The 19,323-nt window shown below is 66.1% G+C and carries 14 protein-coding genes; all 14 read right to left on the bottom strand.

Annotated elements, in window-relative coordinates:
• Window positions 1-13: 13 nt before the first annotated feature.
• Window positions 14-2,005: a hypothetical protein gene (locus ACLJO0_RS31700; protein ID WP_410582499.1), complete on the bottom strand. Its 1,992-nt coding sequence runs from the start codon at window positions 2,003-2,005 to the stop codon at window positions 14-16.
• The gene (locus ACLJO0_RS31695; RefSeq protein WP_410582498.1) at window positions 2,005-4,431 is read right to left on the bottom strand and encodes a hypothetical protein; all 2,427 of its coding nucleotides are present in this window, start codon (window positions 4,429-4,431) and stop codon (window positions 2,005-2,007) included. Before ACLJO0_RS31695 ends, ACLJO0_RS31700 begins: the two co-directional genes overlap by 1 nt.
• A 10-nt stretch (window positions 4,432-4,441) precedes the next feature.
• The gene (locus ACLJO0_RS31690) at window positions 4,442-4,765 is read right to left on the bottom strand and encodes a hypothetical protein (protein ID WP_410582497.1); all 324 of its coding nucleotides are present in this window, start codon (window positions 4,763-4,765) and stop codon (window positions 4,442-4,444) included.
• A complete protein-coding gene (locus tag ACLJO0_RS31685) occupies window positions 4,765-5,631 on the bottom strand; it encodes a hypothetical protein (protein WP_410582496.1) in 867 nt (288 codons plus the stop codon). The genes ACLJO0_RS31690 and ACLJO0_RS31685 overlap by 1 nt, the downstream gene beginning before the upstream one ends.
• Before the next feature lie 245 nt (window positions 5,632-5,876).
• Window positions 5,877-6,980, bottom strand: a complete 1,104-nt coding sequence (locus tag ACLJO0_RS31680; RefSeq protein ID WP_410582494.1) for a ParB/RepB/Spo0J family partition protein — start codon at window positions 6,978-6,980, stop codon at window positions 5,877-5,879.
• Entirely contained in the window at window positions 6,980-7,864 is an 885-nt protein-coding gene (locus ACLJO0_RS31675; RefSeq protein ID WP_410582493.1) for a replication-relaxation family protein, read from the bottom strand. Before ACLJO0_RS31675 ends, ACLJO0_RS31680 begins: the two co-directional genes overlap by 1 nt.
• A gap of 3 nt (window positions 7,865-7,867) precedes the next feature.
• Window positions 7,868-10,000: an ATP-binding protein gene (locus tag ACLJO0_RS31670; RefSeq protein ID WP_410582491.1), complete on the bottom strand. Its 2,133-nt coding sequence runs from the start codon at window positions 9,998-10,000 to the stop codon at window positions 7,868-7,870.
• Window positions 10,001-10,065: 65 nt separating this feature from the next.
• The gene (locus ACLJO0_RS31665) at window positions 10,066-10,683 is read right to left on the bottom strand and encodes a hypothetical protein (RefSeq protein ID WP_410582489.1); all 618 of its coding nucleotides are present in this window, start codon (window positions 10,681-10,683) and stop codon (window positions 10,066-10,068) included.
• 406 nt (window positions 10,684-11,089) lie between these two features.
• Window positions 11,090-12,184, bottom strand: coding sequence for a helix-turn-helix domain-containing protein (locus ACLJO0_RS31660; RefSeq protein WP_410582488.1), 1,095 nt, complete (start codon window positions 12,182-12,184; stop codon window positions 11,090-11,092).
• Window positions 12,181-12,441, bottom strand: coding sequence for a hypothetical protein (locus tag ACLJO0_RS31655; protein ID WP_410582487.1), 261 nt, complete (start codon window positions 12,439-12,441; stop codon window positions 12,181-12,183). The genes ACLJO0_RS31660 and ACLJO0_RS31655 overlap by 4 nt, the downstream gene beginning before the upstream one ends.
• Window positions 12,442-13,045: 604 nt before the next feature.
• Window positions 13,046-14,194, bottom strand: coding sequence for an NlpC/P60 family protein (locus tag ACLJO0_RS31650; protein WP_410582485.1), 1,149 nt, complete (start codon window positions 14,192-14,194; stop codon window positions 13,046-13,048).
• Window positions 14,191-15,867: a hypothetical protein gene (locus ACLJO0_RS31645; RefSeq protein ID WP_410582484.1), complete on the bottom strand. Its 1,677-nt coding sequence runs from the start codon at window positions 15,865-15,867 to the stop codon at window positions 14,191-14,193. Before ACLJO0_RS31645 ends, ACLJO0_RS31650 begins: the two co-directional genes overlap by 4 nt.
• Before the next feature lie 412 nt (window positions 15,868-16,279).
• Window positions 16,280-18,844, bottom strand: coding sequence for an ATP-binding protein (locus ACLJO0_RS31640; RefSeq protein ID WP_410582483.1), 2,565 nt, complete (start codon window positions 18,842-18,844; stop codon window positions 16,280-16,282).
• On the bottom strand, window positions 18,844-19,257 hold the full coding sequence (locus ACLJO0_RS31635) for a hypothetical protein (protein ID WP_410582481.1): 414 nt from the start codon (window positions 19,255-19,257) through the stop codon (window positions 18,844-18,846). Before ACLJO0_RS31635 ends, ACLJO0_RS31640 begins: the two co-directional genes overlap by 1 nt.
• Window positions 19,258-19,323 lie beyond the last annotated feature (66 nt).

The following is a 19,323-nucleotide window of genomic DNA, read 5'->3' as shown; positions in this document are numbered from 1 at the left end:
GGTCATCTCTCCTTCATGCCTTCAGAACGTCGTCGATCGGCTTGCCGGCGATGTGCGTGATGCCTTTGGCCGTGAACATGGCGTGGATCTCGTCGCGCTGTTTCTTGCTCTCGCAGAGGATTCTCGACGGTCCTTCAGCACCCAGCAGATCGATTCCGTCACCGAACATGACCTCGTTGGCGGGATTCGTGAACTGGGCGATCTTGAATGGGTCTCGCGTGGACGACGCGTACTTGCCAGCCTTCGAGGGATTGACGACCCCATAGGTGTCCGCGTTTGCGCCGTAGTAGTCCGCGCGGTGCATCAGCCGCTCAGGTTGATCCCACACCAGCTTCGGGCCGTCATGCGACGGTGGCGTGCCTAGCACGCGCAGGAAGACGGAACTCGCTCCCCCGGTGAATTTGTCCTGGTCTTCGCTCATGCCGACGCCGCGGCTCACCCCCATCAACGTTCGGCGCTCAGTGGAGGCGAGCACACCGTTCGCCAGCATCGCCTTCAGCCCCGACGCCGACGTGGCGTGGACCAGAGCCTTGCCCTTGAACGCGGTGGTCAGCTTCGGCATCGAGTTGCCGACATCGAATCGGTTCCACGTGAGCCAGCCGCCGGACCGTCGGGGAGCCGGGTCGTAGCCCGCGGTGGCGGCGAGTACCTCGCCGGTCTGGTGCCCAGTCGCCTTCGCGACGGCCTCGCGCAGAACCTTCACCCTCGTCGGTAGCGCCTGCGTGTGCGCGTCCAGCTGAATGTCTTTGGCGAACCGGGCGAGCTGAGCGTCGTCCAGGCCGACAGCGAGGTGAGCGCGCTCATGGAACAGCTCTTGGCGTGTCATCTCCTCGAGCTGATCGCCGGTTGCGATGGCGGCCTGCACCTCGGTCTTGCCTGCCAGGTTCTGTGCCTTGACGTTCGCGGCAAGATAGCCGTATTCGCCTTCGGCATGGGTCATGGGGCGGTTGGCCAGGTTGAGCTGCCCGAGCCGTTTGACCACGTCCGGGCCATGCCCCCCGCCGGCGGGCGCGATGATCTCGAGCCTGCCGCGCAAGGAGAACTCTGTCGTCTCCGGCGAGTTGACGCTGTAAGGCCGGTAGACGGCCTGAAATCCATCGCCGAGGTTGATCACGTACTCCTTGCCGGCGACCTTTTCCCACCGCGCCATGCCGTTCCAGCTGGCCTGGCCGGTCTCGGAGTCCAGGGTCGGCTTGATCCGGGTCGCGTCGCGAAGGAGCCCGGCGACTCGGTGGTCACCGGTGTCGCTCGCGAGCACGGGTATCGTCACGGTGACGGTCGCGACGCCTTCGTGCAGGTACGGGTTGACGTGCCCAACGTTCTTCGCTGCGGCGGCCGCTGCCTCGACGTCTGCCAGCTTCGCCGCGTAGTGCGCGAGCATCGCGGAGTCCGCCGGTCCCGGACTGTCACCGACATCCTTGGATACGGCAGCCATCGCAGCCTTCGCGTCACTGATCTTCTGCTCCGTTGTCGACGGGAGGTTCCCGACGGAGAGATCTCCCGCTTTGAGGTGGTGGTTCACGCTCTTCGCGGCCGCGATGATCTTGTCCGCGAGTTCGTGCTGCTCGTCGACCGGAAGCCGGCCATGAACGACCTGCTCGACCTGGACAGGCGCTGTCTCCTTGGTGACGTTGATGGCGTCGAGCAGCTTCTCTTCCGCCTCCTCGCTGACCAGTGTGTGTAGAACGGTGCGTGGTCCTTCAGCGCTGGCGTAACTCACCAGGGTGGCACTCGATGCGTGCAGGTCGGTCCCGCCCACCAGAATCGGCTCGCCGAACGGCTTACCGACGTCCGGCGTATCTGGGATAGGCGTCAGCGGCTGAGCGCTCGGTTCCTCGGAGCTGTCCATTTCGGCCGGTGCCTGCGCATCAACGGAGACCTCCTCGTCAGGTGCAGGAGCCGGTACCTCCGTGGGCAGCGCAGCTTCGAGAGGCTCCGGTTCGGCTTCCGCGGTCGAAGGCGTGATCGAGTAGCTCGTGTGAGCCGTCTTGGCGTTGGTGCCCATCAGGTCTTCCCTGCGTGCTGAAGGGCCGCGGCGTTCTCCAGCTTCAACTCACCTTGAAAGAACTCGGTGAAGTCCTTGCGCAGGCTCTTCTTCCGCTCGACCGCGTAGTCGAGGAATGCCTCAGCGACCTGTTTCGTGGTCACCGAGGTTTCGGCAATGCCGTGGTGTTTGGCTGCCCTCGCACGCATCGCCGGTGCCCACTTCATCTGCTTCTGCGCGGCTCCGGCGTAAGCCGCCGACCGCAGCAATCCGCGCCACTCCGCGTCTGGAACCGACTCAAGGTGCTTGATCACCGAGTGCGCGGCCGCGAGGTTGACCCGGACTCCTTTGGCGAGCTTGCCCGCCTTGAAGGCGTCGTACGCCTGGTGATAGACGGCCGTCGTGTTGTTCGGCCGGAACGACATCGACAGCTTGTCCTGACCGTAGAACTTGAACGACTGCCCGTGGTCGATCGGAACGAGACCACCCTCTCCGGTCCGGAGGACGTTGCCGGCGTGCGGATCGTGATTTCCCAAGGCCCAGCTCGCAACGTGCAGGCGGACGATGTCGTCGACGTCGGTCTGTGACCAAGTGGAGGGGTTGCTCGACATCTCGGTCGCGCCGACCAGCATCGGCTGCACGGAGGCCGGCTTTCCGTTGATCTTGGTGACGAATACGGGGACCACGGGCAGACCTGCACGTTGAAGTGCTCGCGAAGTAGCGGCCTCGGCCGCGATGACCGCGCCGCCTCGTGGAGTCGCTTCTCCCTTCGCGAGCCAGGTTTTGCCGTCTGGCCCAGTATGCAGCGTCTTCGGATGTGTCCCGCCGAGGTGTGCGGGTTTGCCCCCTCCGAAGTCCCAGGCCGCGACAGCGGCGGGATCGACCGATTTCGGCAAAGCCGCGAGGGCGGCTTTGGTCTGCTTCAGCGCCGAGAGCATCTCGGCGTGCTGGCGCCCGAACGCGCTCCTCGGTGCCGCCAAGATCGGTGCCTTCGCGGACTTCCCTGTCTTGGGCGGCAATGACTTCGCGGTGTTCTTGAGAGCGACCTTCTCTTGCAAGCTGTGTTTCAGCGACGCGACTGCCGCGGTGGACCCATAGGCTTGATGGACCAGCAACGACTTGCAGAAGGACTTCGTCGCAGCCGCAGCTTGATCGGTTGTGAGGACACCGGCGGCGACGACGAAGGTTCGCAGGTCCTTCAGTTCTTGCTGATCTACCCACGGCGCGATTTCGGTGTGTGCGACTTGGAGGGTCACGTTGTGCGCGAGTGTCGGCTCGACCGGTTTCCAACTGCCCATGTCCATGTAGGTGACGCCCGCCTGGTGCGAGTGGTCCAGGAACTTGGTCATCACCGCGATGCCGCCTGGCTCGGCGAGGCTCGGTAGACCACCGGGCGCAAGTGCCTTCTGCAGCTCGGCGATGTTGGCTTCGAACGTCACTTTCGTTGCTGCGCGCTCGACGGCGAGGTGCTCGAGGTCGAGCCGTTCCTGCTTCTCGGTCGACGCACGCAGCAGCTTCAGAGTCTGGTGGGCATTGAGCACCTTGGCCTGGAAAGGCGCGATCTGATCGTCGTCCTTCGCGGCTTGTATCGCGGCGGAGAGTTCATGTGGACCGATGTCCGTGAACGCCTGGTCGACTTGATGCTTCGCCGCGGAACGTATCGCCTCCAAGTCGTCCAGCGCCGGGTTGTGGGCGGTCGCAAGCTTGTTTTCCGCGGCGATGAGAGTCGAGACGAGGTCGGGATCAGCCCACGAACCGTTGGCCTTGGCTGTCTCGACGGCACCAGCAGCGGAGTTGATCGTTTCCTGTACTGCCTGCACTTCGGCAGCGGTCGGCGTCCAGGACGTGAAGCCCGGAGGCACGCTGTGGCTCGGCGTCGAGACCAGACTCGCGTCTAACTGTTGCCACTGATCGAGGGTCTTGCCACCGACGGTTTCACCGGAGCACAAAGCCGCGAACCTGTTGATAGCGACGCTCTGGATCATCTGCTTCGTGCCTGCATCGTCCGGATAGGACGGATCGAGCCAGTGCACCAGCGGGTTTCCGTTGGTCTCGGACAACCCCACCAGCCCTGGGTACTTGAAGCCGTGTGCCGCAGCGAGTTCCCTGAGCTCGTCCTGGGTCATGCCGTTCAGGAACAGCTCGCACTGGGTGTGCAGGGCGTCCTCGAACTCGGTCGGATCGCCGCTGAGTTTCGCGATCTCCGCTTGAGCCTCGTGGACTGCCTCCACGAACATCGCGTACCGTTCTTCGATGTCATCGGGCAGGTCGAGCGTCGTTGGCTCGAAGGGATTCTCGGGATCAACTCCGTTGAGAGCAAAGCCTTCGACGACCGACAGGGCGATCTCAACATCAGTCCACTTCGGACCGTCTTCGGGTGGCGCCCCTTCCGAAGCCGAAGGGCCGACAGCGTAGGCCGCGTGCTTGGTTTTGGAATTCGTTCCCATGGAGACTCGATCAGCCGGCGCTACCGAGCAGGTCGTCGAGCTGGTACTGAACAGCGGCAGCGAGCTCGAGCGCCGAGGGGATGAGGTCGACGCGTGCGGCGGGCGCGGTGAGCGAGTTCTCCCAGATCTCCAGGTGGGCGGGAAGGTCACCCACCGGGGTCGAAGCGATGCGTTCGCGCCAGGTGAGGCAGCGTTGATACTCCCGCGGGACCCATTCGATGTGCCGGTCGATCCGACCGTCGTCTCCCTGATCGATACCGAGCACGGCGACGACGGTCGTGGCAGCCCCGTAGTCGGGCGACCAGCCGAGCAGAATCCAGAGTGCCCGCTGCATCAGTTACCTCCTTCGGGCAAGAGCGAAGCCAGGTACCGCACCGAGCTGGCGAAGGCATCCGGGATACGGGCGTGCAGGTCCTTGCGCCCTTCCGGGGTCATCACGGCTCCATGGAGCGCGTACTGTGCCGGGTTCTGGCTGACGAGAATCAGCCTGGTGTCGAACAGCTCGACGGCGGTGGCGATGCGGTCTTGGCGGGACAGACCGGTGATGATGACCGGGAGACCGTCCGGGATGTTCTCCGCAAGCCAGCTGAGACCGGGCAACGCCCAAGCTTCCCAGTTCTTGTTCTCGCGAACGGTCTGGAGGTTGATCGCGATGGCGGGCGGTGCGGTGTCGGCGATCCACACGGCGTACCGCTGGAGATCCTCGAGCCGGAACCAATAGAGGTTCGGGACGGCCGACATACCGGCCCGGACGAACTCCTCCGCGAGCAGCAACGACCTGCGCATGTTGATCAGATGTTCGGCGCGCGGCCAGTTGCCGTAGATCGAATAGTTGGGGGCCAGGACGAGATCGAACTTGAGCATCGCCAGCCGGTCGAGCAGCCGGTCACGGTGCCGTGCCGTCCAGAACGCTTCAACCAGCGGGTCCTCTCCGTACCCCGAGAGGACGGTCAACGTCGTCGCCGGAAGACCTAACGCTTCTGCGGCCGTCGCTGCTTGATCCCACCGCGGATAGATGGCGTGCGTCTGCGGAGAAAACACGCGACGAAGACCGACGGCATAGGCAGGCCAGCCCAACGCGGCATCGAGGTCGCCAGCGCCGGATCCGTCGACCTGCGGGATGAAGGAGGGCAAGCCTTCGGGCAAGCGGCCGCGGAGGACGACGTCATCGAATTCGAGGGTCTCCCCGACATCGGCCATCCATGCCTGGATGTCGGTTCGGGAACCGCATCGGATCGGACAGCTCGAGCACGCGGTTCCCGTCTGCGCGGTCTCTGCGCGTGCACAGCCGCAGTAGCTGCAGTCCGAGTTGCATCCCGAGCACACCGGCGCGATCACCGCACCTGGCTCGGCGTCGGTGCCCGCGTACCAGGGGCAGCGCCTGCAGTCGCACCGTGCGGCCGGCGCGGCGTCGGTGGGCAGGCCGAGGAAGACGGACAAGGGGCTCACTCCGTTCCGTTGAGCTGATCGGTCAGAAGGCGGAGCGACGCCAGATCGTGCGCGGTGAGACGGGCACCGCGAGCCAATGCCGCAGTCAGGAGACGAAGGCTGGTGAGGGCGTTGTCGACAAGTCGTTGCTCCACGAACGGCACGGGGTCAGCAGCCACTGGGGAGTCGGCGGCGCGGAGCTTGTCGGCTCGTGCACTGTCCGCTTGTTCATGCAGTTGCTCGGCTTCGGCTAACGCTTCGTCAGGAGTAATCGTCGGGTCGGCCGCAGCGGTCAAAGCCGAGCTCAACAACCGGGTCCGGTTGGTCTTCTTCACCGCCGCCCAGATGTCCTGCGCGGCCTGCGCTCGCCCGCGGTTGAGCTCGATGAACCGGATGCGGGTGTTGAGGCTGATCTTGGCCTCATCCATCTCTTCGGCGATCTCGCGAGGCATCTCGGCGAACGCGCGCACTAGCTCGCGCGCCTTCCGTGGGGTCAGCTGCAGGCCGAGGCGGGACAGGACCAGAGACCACGGCGCCGCGCATTTCTTGTCGGCGCCGCGGATCCGCTCCATGGCGGAGAACCGGGCGATCGGATCATCGATGGCGTAGACATCGGCGGGAACCTTGTAACCGCGCGCGATCAGCTTGCCTAGCAGCACCGCGCAGCGATCGAGGACGAGCGCGGCCGCCAGCTCGCCGGGGCGCAGGTTCTCGCGAGCGAGGTTCTCGACCAGCTGCCAGATCCGGCGTTCCTCATCGGACAGCGGTCCGGGGCACACGACCGCCGGGAGTGCGGTGAAGTGCGGGTTGTCCGGCTTGTGGACCGCACCCCACCGGCAAGCCCTCAGGCGCCGCTCCCCCGCCGTCAGCCTCATGGCGGGCGCCTTGTCGGCGACGTCTATCTCCTCGACGAGAACCGGTTGAAGGACGCCGACGGTCGCGATGGAAGAGATCAGGTCAGCGAGTTCCTCTGGCGCGGTGCTGTCGCCGGGCGCTCGTCCCTGCGAGTCCGTGAACGGAGTTCCTTCGCCTCGCAGCGGAAGCAAGGTGAACCGTCGCTGGCGCAACCGGGACGAAAACCCAAGCTGCTCGACGAGGTCGACCGGCGCCGGTGCTTCCATCACGATCCACCGGCCTTCGGCCAAGCGAAAACGGGTACCGGCGCGCTGCTCTCGGCGAGCAGCGGCAGCGCGATGTCCGCTGTCGGTCCAGGGTCTCGGAGCCTCCGCAAGGTGGTGCCCAGCGCGCACACGCGATCGCCGGCGAGCGCCAAGCCGTGCATCGCCTGTGCGTAGACCCGCAGGTCCGTGAGGCGACGCTCGAGAACGTGCTCAGCAGCGCCGGACAGGACGATGAGAAGCCGCGGGAAGCGCGCGTACCGGCTCCGCCATGCGGGACGCCTAGCCGAGTTCGGCTTGCCGGGGATGTAGTCGTGATACTGGACGTAGGAGCGGATCTTCTGCGCAAGCCGGGCGACCGGCATGGTCGCGCGGTCCAGCTCGATGAAGAACGTGCGCTGTGACCGCCGTCCGTCTTCATCGACGACGTAGTCGAGGACCGCGTCCGCGATGACGACGCCCTGGTGCCGTCCACGGCCGTCTCGAAACCGGTGTGCGACCTCCGGCGTCCACGACAGTGGCCCGCATTCGTCCCCACGCCGGCGGGCCGCCGTCGTGAAGGCGAGCCCGGTTTCGACGACGTCGAGCGCATGATCCTGCAGCAGCTCCACCGCGGCCGCCCGCGGGATCCGGTACGGGCGGGCATCCACTCGCCCGGACGCCTCGACCAGTTCCGCGCCGCTTTCGGTGACGTACCAGGTCCTGGGAGCGTGGTGCCGGTGCAAACCGTCGGCAAGACCGTTTGCTTGCAGGGCAAGGAGTTTGTGCTGCACGGTGCGAATCGGCATCGTCGGCGCGATCAACCGCCGTACTTGCTCCGTAGACACCATGCGATGCCAGTAGAGAGCTACGAGAGCCTCGCGCTTGAACGGATCGAGTCGCTGCATCGATCACTCCACCGTCGACTCGGGTACCGGCAGCTCGATGCCTGCGCCGCTCCCGCGGGATGGCGGCCGCCCGCGCCGCGAGCGAGGGGCCGGCTGATTGCCGCGCAAGGCATCGAGGATGCGGTCATCGAGGTCCTCGAGTTCGTCGAGGACCTCGCCGATCGGCCTGCGGGTCAGGTTCCGGTCGAGGCATCGGTCGACATCGTCGTTCCACTCGGGGTGGAAGTGGTCCGCGAATTCGTCGTCCACGTGGAGGCCGCGGATCTTGAACGGCGTGGTGCGCTGGCCGCCGAGCGTCACGGTGACGACGTGGTGGAACTGCTCGAGTTCGGTGATCGTCGCGGGCTGGACGAGGCCTCCGTACTCGCGGGCCACCGTCCGGGCGCCGTCGATCGCCGCGGCGCTGGTCATCAGGAGCGACTGGTTCTGCAGCAGCGCCCTGCGGGTCTCCGGCGCGAGCCGGTCGGGCATCTGGTTCATCGCGTGCAGCGCGACGCGGTACTTCCGCAGCTGTTCCAGGATCGCGGCGAGGTATCCGCGCGACGCTCCGTCGACAGCGGCGAGCTCGTCGACGAAGGCGTCGCACCTGCGGCGCTGATCGACCGGGGTGTCCGCGCGCGAGCGGCCGGCGCGGAACAGGTCGTAGATCATGAACGAGGTGATCAGCTTGTTCGTCTCGCCGGTGCCGGTGGTGCAGACGAAGACGATCTTCCCGGCATCCATGGCCCGGCGGACGTTGTACGTCGTGACCGACGAGCCGAGGAAGGCGGACAACGTCGGACTGGTGCGCAGGCGGTTGATGATGTTCGTGACGACCGTGGTCGCGTCCGGTGCGAGCTTCGTGAACGAGTCCGTCCAGTAGCGACGGATGCTCGGCTTCAGAACGCGCAAGACCTCGTCACGCCAGGCGTCGTCGTCGAGGAGCGTCGGGATCTGGAAGATCGTCGGCGCGCACTCGGCGGGCAGCCGCATCGCGAGATAGCAGAGCGCCTCGCATGCCTTGGTCAGAATCGACTTCGCCCTCGGCGCAGAGTCTCCCCATCCCAGCGCCGTGGCGAACGAGGTGACGACGGCGTCGACGCGGTCCTCGATGTCCTCCTCGGAAAAGCCCTGCATGCTAAGCGGGTTCCAGCCGGGCAGCCGCTTATCCCTTCCGCGGACATCGAGGTTGACCTCCCACAGCCGATTCCGTAGCTCAGGATCCGAGAGGTACGGTTTCGCGCGTTTCCAACCGTCAGCGTGCGGATCCAGGAACCAGACCCCGCCGCCGAGCCGGGCGATCTCGATCGCCTGCGCGAGCGCTTCCTCGGTCTTGCCGAAGCCGGCCTTCCCGAACCGCGCCGAGAACAGCAGCTCGCGAATCGGGACCCCGACGAGCCGGTCCTCGCCGTTGAGGTCCGTGACGTAGCCGAGCCGGACGAGCCCCGCGCCGGGCTTGTACCGCGGGATCTCCCTGGGAGCTGGCATGACCCAGCCCCGGCTGCGGGTGATCACCGGCGACAGGCAACGCCCGGATGGCGGCTTCAACAGCGCCGCAATCTCGCTGGCCGTCACGTAGGACCGGCTGCGCGGCTTGGCCAAGCCGGTGTCGAAGCGCCGGTCGAAGAACCTGCGGATGAGGATCGTGTCCGCGCCGAAATGCCAACCCAGCACACGCGGCCCTCGAGCTCGCCAGTAGTTGTCGCCGCGGTAGACGTCGAAGGCGCCGATCACGCTGCGCAGATGTGCCTCGGCGCGGCCGGGGGTCTCCGAACGACAACGGATCAGCAACTGGACCGCGAAGACCGGCTCGTCCGTGGCGAACTTGTTCGGTACCGGCGCTTGCTGTCGCGACACAGACCGGCCGGCTCCCCGCGCCGTCGGCACGAACTCGCCGACGATCTCGCCTGCGGCCTCAACGAGCGCCCGACCTACCGTCCCGTCCGGCTTGGCTGTCTGGCGAGCGAGATGGCGGATCCTCGCGGGTGTCAGCGGAATCAGGTCGAGGCAGACGTCGACCGTCTCACCGAGGTCTGGCCGGACGTCACCGAGCGCGTTCGCCAGAGCCTGCAGCGGGTCATCCGGACGGAGCGGCAGCGCCTTGAGCGCGAGGTTGGCCGGTCGCGCGAGGACCAGCTCGGCGCGTGCCACATGCACCTGCGCTCCTTCAGCGGAAGGAGGAGTCTCCCCGTTCTGGCGTGCTCGGAGGCCACGCAAGAAGTTCATCGCGCTCCCCCGTCCACACGGAGGTCATTTCGCCCTCGTCCGCTGTGTCGGGAGGTATCTCCTCGATCGTCCACGTTGCGGCGAATTTCGACTTCGGGGTAGGTCAGCTTGTTGATCACACCGGTGATCGACTCTCGACCTTCGACGCTCATGGTCAGCTTCCCGAGCGCCTCGTCGGTGCTGAACCGCACCCGGACGCCGACCGCGGACTTCGGCACCCAGCCGTGCACCGGGCGCACCCGGCCGAGCTGGTGCGCGAACGCCAGCACGCCTTGGAGCGACGGGTCGAACGTGGCGGTCGGAAGGAGGTCGTAACTGACTCTGGAGCGGAGGTGGTGGGAACGTAAGTGTCGGTGGAGGACGAAGACCGCGATCAAGATCGCGACCACCGCCGTGGTCACCCACCACAGCGCGGGCTCGGCGAGCACGTGGTGGATATCGAGCGCCTTCGGCGCGCTGGTTCCCTGGATGGCCTGACGGCCATGGGGGAACAAGTCGGCATTCCCGACTGGGCTTGCTCCCAGGGTCCGACCAGCGGCTACAGACGAAATAGCCGACCAGACATACGCGGGGTGGATCGCCAGGTCGAACGCAAAGCCATTGCACAGCATCATGGCTCAGACATGCGTCGACGCCCGGCCCTTCGATGCAAGTCCTAACGAAACGCGATTCATCACGGCCGGTGTTCGGTCCGGCTTTGACCGAATACTCCCGCCGATACACGTTCGGTTGCTCGCCGCCCAGCATCTCCTGTTCGTCGATCGGACCTGCAGCGCAGTAGGAGGCTGGCGAGCAGCCCGATCACGTGCAGGTCCCCGAACTCGTCCGGCCACGCGAGGATCACCGCGACTGGACAATCAGATAGGTCGGTCACACCGACCACAATCACGTCCACGACAGCCATCTACTGGACCTGGAACAAGACCTGCCTCAGCATAGAAATCTAGCCCCAGCCTCACGCCACCGAAGGTAATGGCGGGTCGGGTGCCAGACCGGGGTACGCCGGCCTGGCACCCGAGGTCAATCCTGGTCGCGCTTGTCGCGCCGCGCGCTAATCCCTGCAAGGGCGAGTTTTGCAAGAACGCCCGCTGGAGGAGGGAGCATCGGAAACGATGAGATGACCTCCATGATGGGTAGTGCGGTGTCGAGCACCTCATCGGGCAAGGTGTCGATCTTCTTGCTCAGCTTCATGGCCGCCCAGCCGCCGACGATCCCGAGCACCAGCGAGGCGATCCACGTTTTCACCCGCGACTGCGACTTGGACGACAGCACCACTACGGCGCCGAGCACGACGGCCCCCGGGCCGGCCGTAGCGAGGGTCTTCAGCGCGGTCCTCACCGTAGGCGTGACCTGGATTCGGACCTCATCGACCACCTCGCCTTCGGACTTGCCGAACGGGTACCGGACGGGGTGCGCGCTGACCTCGACGCGCGCGGTCAGGGCCTCCTTCGGCTTCCCTACCGTCAGCACAGCGTGCTCCCAAAGGCGCAGCTGTTCCGCCTTTTGCCCGCAGCCCTTGACGAAGGCCATCACCTGGTCGCGGGTGGGCGGGCGATCGCCCGCCTCGATGCGCTGCAGAGTGCTGCGGCTCAGCCGGTTCTTAATGGGTGTGGCGGCGACCAGGCCGTTGAGGCTCAACTTCGCTTCAGCCCGTAGCGCCCGCAAGGCGGCCTGGATCTCGCCTGGTGTCTCGGCTTTCAGCGCCGTGGATAGCGGGCTAGAGATCTTCAGCTGCTTGCCGATGAGATCCTCCAGGTCGTCGCCGGCCTTGGGCAGCTGGGGTTGCCGACCAGAGGCCCGGTCCTCTGCGAGCCCGTAGTAGCGATCTTCCAGCTGGTCGAATCGCGTCAGCCAGCGCACTCGATCGAGCACTGAGACATCGAGGGCGGCGAGGAAGGCCTCGACCTCGCGTCGCGTCGGCATCGCCTGGTCCTGCAGGAAGAGCCCGAAGACGCTCTCCGGGATATCGGTCTTCACCGCCATCTCGTAGGGCCTCGGATCCCCGGCCTCGCGCCACATCTGGATCAAGCCGCTCCGAAAATCCCTGACCGCGCGCTCGAGCTCGTCAGCGCGACGCTGGAACGCCTGCTCGTCCGAGGAGCTGATGGTCGTCACGCCGCCCCCCACACGGGAGGCACTGGCACGGGCCGTCGGCCGGTGGTCACGCTCCAGGCGATCCCGGCGGCCACGAGGCCGAGGCCGCCGACTAGCTGGAGAATCTGCTCGACCGAGTGACCAAGCAGGAACAGGATGACGCCGAGCAACATCACGATGATGGTGGTCCCCGAGGACACAGCCAGGTGGAAGCCCTGTGGGAGGACCTTGCAGGTGCACGGCGGCGGAGAGACCGCGGCCGGCGGGTTCGTGAACATGATTCGCCCTTGATCTTTCTTGTTGTGATGTCTGGACGTTTGAACGTTTCGGCTTAAGGCCTCAGATTCGGTAGTTGCCACTACCGCGATGAACCTGGAGACTCACGCCGAAGACTTGAGTGTGCCCGACGCAGCTCTGGACCGGAGGCCGTGTGCTGTCCCAATTGAGGCCCGCAGCATGAACCTCGTCACATCGCTTTACCCCCTTAAAGGGGGGAGCGACCTGCACGAAATCTGCCAAACCACAGGTCCAGCCTGTCCCATATCTGTCCCACGCCCTATCCAGTCGCGCGAGGTTCTCCGACAGTGATGTAGCCGAACGACGCCTTCGCGCGGAGGACGGCAAGCCCGATCTTGTTCTGAGTGATGTCTGGACGATCGGTAGGCCCGTACGAGGAGGACCTGGGTTGCCACCCGGATCTCCTCGGCGGGCCAATCTCTTTGAGCCCACCCTTTTCGGCAAGCTGCCGTCCGGCGCTCGATTCGACCGGGCACACGAAACTCCTCGCGACGGAACGCGTCAGGACGACCCAGCGCACCGTCAGACTGGCGGGGGGTTCAGCTCGTAAGTGCGGGCTCACGGTCATCTCCGCACACTCGTCGTCTACTGCAGTAGACGTGTTCCGCCAGCGAACTCACCCAAGGCTATGGAATCGAGACGGACCTCGGCACCGGAGTACGGTGCGTTGATCATCTTGTTGTCGCCGAGGTAGATACCGACGTGGTGGATGAGGCCAGGACTGTAGAACACGAGGTCACCTGGCCGCAGAGCACCGAGCCCCGCTTCTTTCGGCACACGTGTCCCTAACGCGAACTGTGCCCTGCTGTTGTGCGACAAGGCGATACCGACCTTGGCATACGCGTACAAGACGAGGCCGCTGCAGTCGAAGCCGGTCTTGTTGTAGTCGCCATGCCGGTCAGCGACGCCACCGTCCCGGATCCCGCGGCTCGGCCCGGCGGCCGTGCCACCGCCCCAGGCGTACGGCACGCCGAGCTGCGACATGGCGGCGTCAATGACGATTTTCGCTGCTCCGGAGGCGTCGACGGCGGGTTGGAGTTCAACCGCGTCATAGCGCTTGATGTTGGCGGTGACCTGCGCGACGTAGGTCTGGCTGGCGTTGTACCGGAGGAGCGCAGCACGAAGCTGCCCTTGGTCTTTCAGGTCGCGGGGGCCGGTCCCGCAGAGATAGACCGCAGCGCCGAGAGCGGCGTCGAAGGCGTTGTGCGGGTTGCGGACGCCGTCGTCGTTGCCGTCTTGTTCGACGCCGGCCCAGGTGGTCGTGAGGAACTGGAACGGGCCGACGGCGCGGGCGAAGGTTCCGTCGAGATTTCGGATGGGAGTGCGGTTGCCTCCAACGCCGCTGCCGTCGAGAGCCGGGCCGAGGATCGGTGGGCTGATGTCCCCGTTGGGTGCGATCGTCCGGCCGGACGCGTGACGGGATTCGGCTTCCGCGATGCCTGCGAGGATCGCCCAGCGCATCCCGACGCAGGCGGGCCTGATGCCGCCGATGCGCTGGGCCGCCTGCTGGTAGGCGGTGAGCATGACGTCCGGGATGCCGGGCACTTGTCCTGGCGTCGAGCTTGATCCGCCTGCTCCCCCGGCGATGACGACGATGATCAGCACGGCGACGAGCACGCAGGCGATGGCAGGCCCGAACAGGAGAAAGAGAGCGAGGCAGCCCCATCGTTTCGGATGTTCGCGGACCTCGCTGCGGACGTGCTCGGCGGCTTGGAGGACGAGCAGCGGGTTCATGACCGGTGCTCGTTCAGCCGGGTACGCAAGCGTTGCGACCACGTCGGCGTGATCGGCAACATCCCAGGCGGCAGCGGTGTCGGATCCGGGCTCTGGCTGCGTGGCCTTCTCAGTCCTGTGCCGACGGGAGCGGTAGCTGCGAGGTCGGTGCCGGTGAACTCAGGAGTGGCCGCAATCCTGGCGGGAGGCTGAGGCTCGGCTGGCGACTCACCGGATGAACGGCGGGTGCCGAGAACCGACGCCGCGGTGGTCGCGACATTCACCAGTGGGCTGGTGGCGGCGCCGATGTTTCCGGCGTAGGTAGAGGCGTATGCCTTCACCGCGCCCGCCTTGCGCCCAAGCGCGGCCTTCGCGGCGGTGCCCCGTGCGGTGAGGGCCGTGTGCGCGCGGTTCGCGGCGGCGGGCCAGGACACCGGGGCGCCCAGAGTGAAGGAGACGGCCTTGCTGCCGACCTTCCCGCCCACTTTGCCCGCGGTCACCAGCCGGTTCTTCAGGTCATTCGCCGGAGCAACGGCTTCGGTGAAAGCGTCGGCGCCGGTCTTGATCGTGCGGCTGATCCGGTGCGGTCCAGACTCGACGACGGGCGAGGGCATGGATTTCGGGCCGCTCCGTGGCCTGCCGAGACGCTGAACACCGCTGTTGACGCTGGATCGGATCCGCTGAATGTTCGCCATGAGCCTTTTGCGGAACAGGAAGCCGGAGAAGACGACGATGTCGATGACGGCGAACTTGACCAGTTGCGGGCCGAGGTCGGCGAGCATAAGCGACCGAAGGAGAACGGTCATGACGGCGATGAAGAACATGCCCATCAGCAGCTTGGCGATGGTCCCGGTGATCGAGCTGATGCGGTAGGCCAACTGATGCTGAAGTGTCGGGATCAGGGCCGCGATCAGGGCCAGACTGAGCAGGAGACCTTCGAAGAGTAGGAAGTACGGGGCAAGGATCTGGATCGCATTGAGGCAAATGGTGAGGATCGCGAACAGGATCATCGCGATGGCGTACAACCAGGCACCGAGCATGCGGTCGCCGTCGGCGACCTCGTTGTACTTGCCGAACTCGCCAGGGCACCCGGCCAGTTCGCGGGCCGGTGTGTTGTCCTTGCCGGACCAGGGGCCCTGGTCGAGGATCTGTTTGATCGAGTACTGACAGACGCCAGTGCCCTGTTTGCCTGAGACTGGCGTCCCGTAGTTAAGGGTCTCCCACGGCGCGATGAGCAAGTTGTCGATGAGTGCTTGTCCGATCGGCGCAGCGGGGTTGCCGGTGCCTCCGGGGCGCTCGCCCATGATCACGGCGCTGACGTCGGCGCCGAGATCCCGGCTGAGGCTGAGCACTCCCCCGTCACCGACGAGGAAGTCAACGGGGTGCGTGATGATCGCGATGGCGAGAACGTTGATGGCGATCGTGGACACGGTTTCGCGCCAGGCTCGGGTAGTGAGACCGCGCATGAACAGCAGCCCGAGGTAGCCGGTCGCGATGAGCAAGGCCAGCTCGCGAAGCTTCAAACCCCCGATGACGGCGGTCTGCCAGATCTTCTCGAGGTCCTGCGCAGGCGCCTTGATCCAGTCGACGACGCCGGCGGTCATGGACCATTCGGTGAACCAGACGGAGAAGCCGAGCGCATACTTTCCGACGGCGAAGCCCATGTTCGCCAGCCAGAGCCAGATCGTCGGCATGGGGTTGCTGACCAGCCACGGGAGATTCGCGAAGAGGTCGTAGTTGCGCAGGTCCCGGCCATATCCGTCGTCGATGGTGAACATGCCCTTGAGGTGCGCGGCGTGTCCGGGATCGTCCTGCAAGGGCAGGGTCGGCGCCTCCGGATCGGGATGGTCCATCGTCGGCGGAGTCGGCTGCGGAGCGCGGGGATCGGGAACGACGAGGCAGAGCGGGTACGGCTGGCACGGCCGCGGTTCGTTCGGCGGCAATGGCACGACTTGAGCAGTGGCGGGCGCGGCGTTCCCTAGCAGTAGGACAAGCACGATGGTGGCGAACGCGAGAGGTTTCGCGGCACGCGCGTTGAGCCTCATGAACGTCTCCCGAGGTCGCGCCGGTGGTGTCCGAGACATGGCGCGTACCAGCGGGTTTGATTCAGGGCCGCCGGACGGTAGGCGTAGTGAGAACGACTTGAGGCAGCGTCCGGTAGGGCTGGGTCAGGATCTTGACCTTGCCAACCCGGCCGGCGTGATCGCGGACCAGGAACTCCCCGGCGCGCGCTCGGCGTTCTTCTTCGCCGCCCGCGGGGTTGAGCGGTGAGAGGTCTTTGGTGACGATCTCCTGGTAGCGGGTGTCGGCGGGGTCGACGCCGAGCCACGCGAGACCGTGGCGGGCGAGACCACTGTCGCGGTGGCGGCCGAGCATCCGGACCGCGATCAGGCCGCGGAGGACTTCGTCACCGAGGTCGCTTTCGGAGTGCGAGCCGAAGGCGGCGTCGGCGCCGTGCTTGCGTCCATCTCGGACGAACTCCAAGGCGATCTGCTGGCCCTCGGGGGTACCGGTGACGTTGTAAGCCTCGTCGCAGATGAATTGGCCCCACCGCTGGGTTCCGAAACAGATCTCCTTGGCGATCGCGGCGATCAAGAGGTGGAAAGCCCGGCCGAAGAGCTTCCTCGGCGGGATGCGGGCAGCCATGCGTTCGTTGCTCATCTCGAGGGTGTTCGGGAGCGGGACTTCGTTGGTGCAGAAGACCACCATGTCGGCACCGAGCACGTCGACCGGTTCGAGGTCGGGATCGAAGATCGGCCGGGTGATCGGATCACGGCGAAGGCGCCGCAGGCGGTCGGCGAGGCCCCGAGACGCTGGATCCGCAGCGCCATGGTCGGTGAGAACGTCGATGAGGGCATTGCTGGACGCGGTCGGTGAGCCGCTGACCTCGTCGAGGGCGCGGCCGAGCGCGTCGCGTTCGGCCGAGTTGGATTCCAGATCCAGCCAGGAGGCGAAGAAGGTTTCGGCGATGCCAGTGCTGGACTTCGTCTTGCCGCGGAAAACCCGCAGAGGGTCGCAGGAATGCCGGAGCTCAGTGCTCGCTGCGCGTTCGCTGTCGAGCGTGGGATCGATGATGTCGACAACCTGGCAATTGCCCGGAAGCGCTTTCGCGATCGGTTCCCATTCGCGGCTGCGGGTGCGGTCGATGGCGATCACGCGACCGTCGAGCATCAACCGGACGACAGCGGCAAGGTTCTTCAGTACGACCGATTTCCCGGAGCCGAGTTCACCGATCACCGCGACCCCTCCGGACGAGTCGTGGGTGGGCCCGTAGGTCGGGTCGAGCAGGAACGGGGTGATCGCGCCGCCGTCCAGAACCATGCCGAACAACGCACCGCTGGGGTCGCCGAACTCAGCGGACGACATCGGGAGCAGCATCGCGCAGTCGCTGGCGAGGAGGTTCTGGCTGCATTCCCGCACGACGAGCGGCGTCCGGTAGCCAGGGAGCAGCGCCTGATAGAGCTGCTTCTGTCCACCGAGCGGCCTCTCCCACTTGTACTCGCCGCCCAAGAACATCTGTCGCAACGTTTTGGCCCGTGCGTCGCACTCGTCGGCGGTGCCACCCCACACGCACGCGACGACGCCGACCTCGAGTTCGATCTCGGTGGTGCTCGCACCAAGGCGCGCATTCTTGTGCTGGATCTCCTCCTGGGCAGAGTGAACGTCGGCAGGCACGCCCGCGGTGTCTCCGCCATGTTCGTCGTCCTGGCTCATCAGGTCGCGGGTGCGGCGCCGGTTGGCCGCGCGAGCCTCGTCGTTCGTCTTCGCCGCAATGCGCAGGGCGTAGTCGACTCCGAAGCCGATGTTCGCCAGTCGCGACAAGATCTCGTGCCCGGGGAAGGTGAAGGCGCCGGGCATCTCCGCGAGCACGAGAAAGGCCTGGTAGCTCTCGATGAGCCCGTCGTCGTCCGGGGTGACGCACTTGAGGAACCGCTTGTTCAAGACCTGCAGCGGGTTTCCCAGGCGCTTGCCTTCGTCGCTGCGGCCGCCTTCGTCGAACACGGTCCCGCGCAACGTCACCAGCCGAGCGCGGCTTCGGCCACGTGACAGGGTCGCGCCGGTGTTATGCACGGTCAACGCGCGTTCGAGTTGAGGCTCGCGAACGCCTCTGACTGGGGCGCGGCTCAACCACCACAGCAGCTCGGCTTCGGTCGCGGGGCGAAGCGGGATCGCGCCGCCGAGCTCGTGCTCGACGACACGCGCGAGTTCCTGTGCCTCAGCGACGGCTTGAGGCGACGCGGGTCGCGACGGAAGGCCGAGTCCTGCGCTCAGTGCCGCTCCCGCGGCTCGCAGCAGGGCGCGGCCACCATCGCGCCAGCCGTTGCCGGCGAGGGATTTGGCGATCCAATAGCTGCGGCCGAGCACGTCGAGGTCGTCGAGCTGGTCCCAGGCGTTGTGCACCGTTTCCGCCCAGTGCGGGTTCTCGTCGAGGTCGATACCGCCGAGGCAACGCCGGATGATCGCGTGAGGCTGGACCTGTTCACACAGCGACACCAGCATCACCTCGCCGCGCAGCGACTTCATGAACGTGACGGTGCGGCTGTAGAGCTCGTGCAGCTGCTTTCCCGTCGAGCGAGCGCTTTCCCTCGGATGTGCCCGCCACACCGCCCAGACCGACCCATCCGCGCAGAACAACAGATTGCCGCTGATGTCGCGGATCTGGTTCTCCATCACCGGGCTCCGGCGAGCAGCCGCTGCAGTGACGACTTCGGCGCGGCGCTATCCACAGGCTGTTGAGCTTTGCCCACAGCCACAGCCACATCCACGCCGTGCAGGTGGAACCGCGGCGTGCACGACACCGGCCGCTCCGGCCGATAGGACCGACCTGCCAGCATTCCCGAACACGGCGCGAGCAGATGCGTAACGAGGCCGATCAACCAGCTAGCCGGCGTCCGCGACTCGATCCGTGCGCGGCGGACGGCGATCGCGGACAGCGGCACGCCCCAGCGCGCTGGGCCGAGCCAGTCCAGGAGCGGCAGCTTCCAGACGACCAGCAGAAGGACGAGGAAGACCACGCCTTGGGTGAGCGTGTACGGGCCTCCAGGCAGGTATCCGCCGTCCCGGCCGGGCATCCGCCCGAACATCCGCGGAAACCTACGCGACCTCGTGTACGACCGTCCAATCAGGACATCGCCGCGTGCGCGTTGCGC

The organism is Amycolatopsis sp. lyj-108 (assembly GCF_046549005.1).
Classification (GTDB): Bacteria; Actinomycetota; Actinomycetes; order Mycobacteriales; family Pseudonocardiaceae; genus Amycolatopsis.
The sequence above is the reverse complement of the archived record's forward strand: the minus strand, read 5'-3'. Positions and strand labels throughout refer to the sequence as shown.

What these genes read in the sequence shown, in the direction of transcription:
- ACLJO0_RS31645 (WP_410582484.1), bottom strand. Translation starts at nt 15,867, where the DNA reads ATGCCGACGATCTGGCTCTGGCTGGCGAACATGGGCTTCGCCGTCGGA.
- ACLJO0_RS31675 (WP_410582493.1), bottom strand. Translation starts at nt 7,864, where the DNA reads ATGCAGCGACTCGATCCGTTCAAGCGCGAGGCTCTCGTAGCTCTCTAC.
- ACLJO0_RS31655 (WP_410582487.1), bottom strand. Translation starts at nt 12,441, where the DNA reads ATGTTCACGAACCCGCCGGCCGCGGTCTCTCCGCCGCCGTGCACCTGC.
- ACLJO0_RS31690 (WP_410582497.1), bottom strand. Translation starts at nt 4,765, where the DNA reads ATGCAGCGGGCACTCTGGATTCTGCTCGGCTGGTCGCCCGACTACGGG.
- ACLJO0_RS31665 (WP_410582489.1), bottom strand. Translation starts at nt 10,683, where the DNA reads ATGATGCTGTGCAATGGCTTTGCGTTCGACCTGGCGATCCACCCCGCG.
- ACLJO0_RS31650 (WP_410582485.1), bottom strand. Translation starts at nt 14,194, where the DNA reads ATGAACCCGCTGCTCGTCCTCCAAGCCGCCGAGCACGTCCGCAGCGAG.
- ACLJO0_RS31700 (WP_410582499.1), bottom strand. Translation starts at nt 2,005, where the DNA reads ATGGGCACCAACGCCAAGACGGCTCACACGAGCTACTCGATCACGCCT.
- ACLJO0_RS31680 (WP_410582494.1), bottom strand. Translation starts at nt 6,980, where the DNA reads ATGGAAGCACCGGCGCCGGTCGACCTCGTCGAGCAGCTTGGGTTTTCG.
- ACLJO0_RS31640 (WP_410582483.1), bottom strand. Translation starts at nt 18,844, where the DNA reads ATGGAGAACCAGATCCGCGACATCAGCGGCAATCTGTTGTTCTGCGCG.
- ACLJO0_RS31695 (WP_410582498.1), bottom strand. Translation starts at nt 4,431, where the DNA reads ATGGGAACGAATTCCAAAACCAAGCACGCGGCCTACGCTGTCGGCCCT.
- ACLJO0_RS31685 (WP_410582496.1), bottom strand. Translation starts at nt 5,631, where the DNA reads ATGGCCGATGTCGGGGAGACCCTCGAATTCGATGACGTCGTCCTCCGC.
- ACLJO0_RS31635 (WP_410582481.1), bottom strand. Translation starts at nt 19,257, where the DNA reads ATGTTCGGGCGGATGCCCGGCCGGGACGGCGGATACCTGCCTGGAGGC.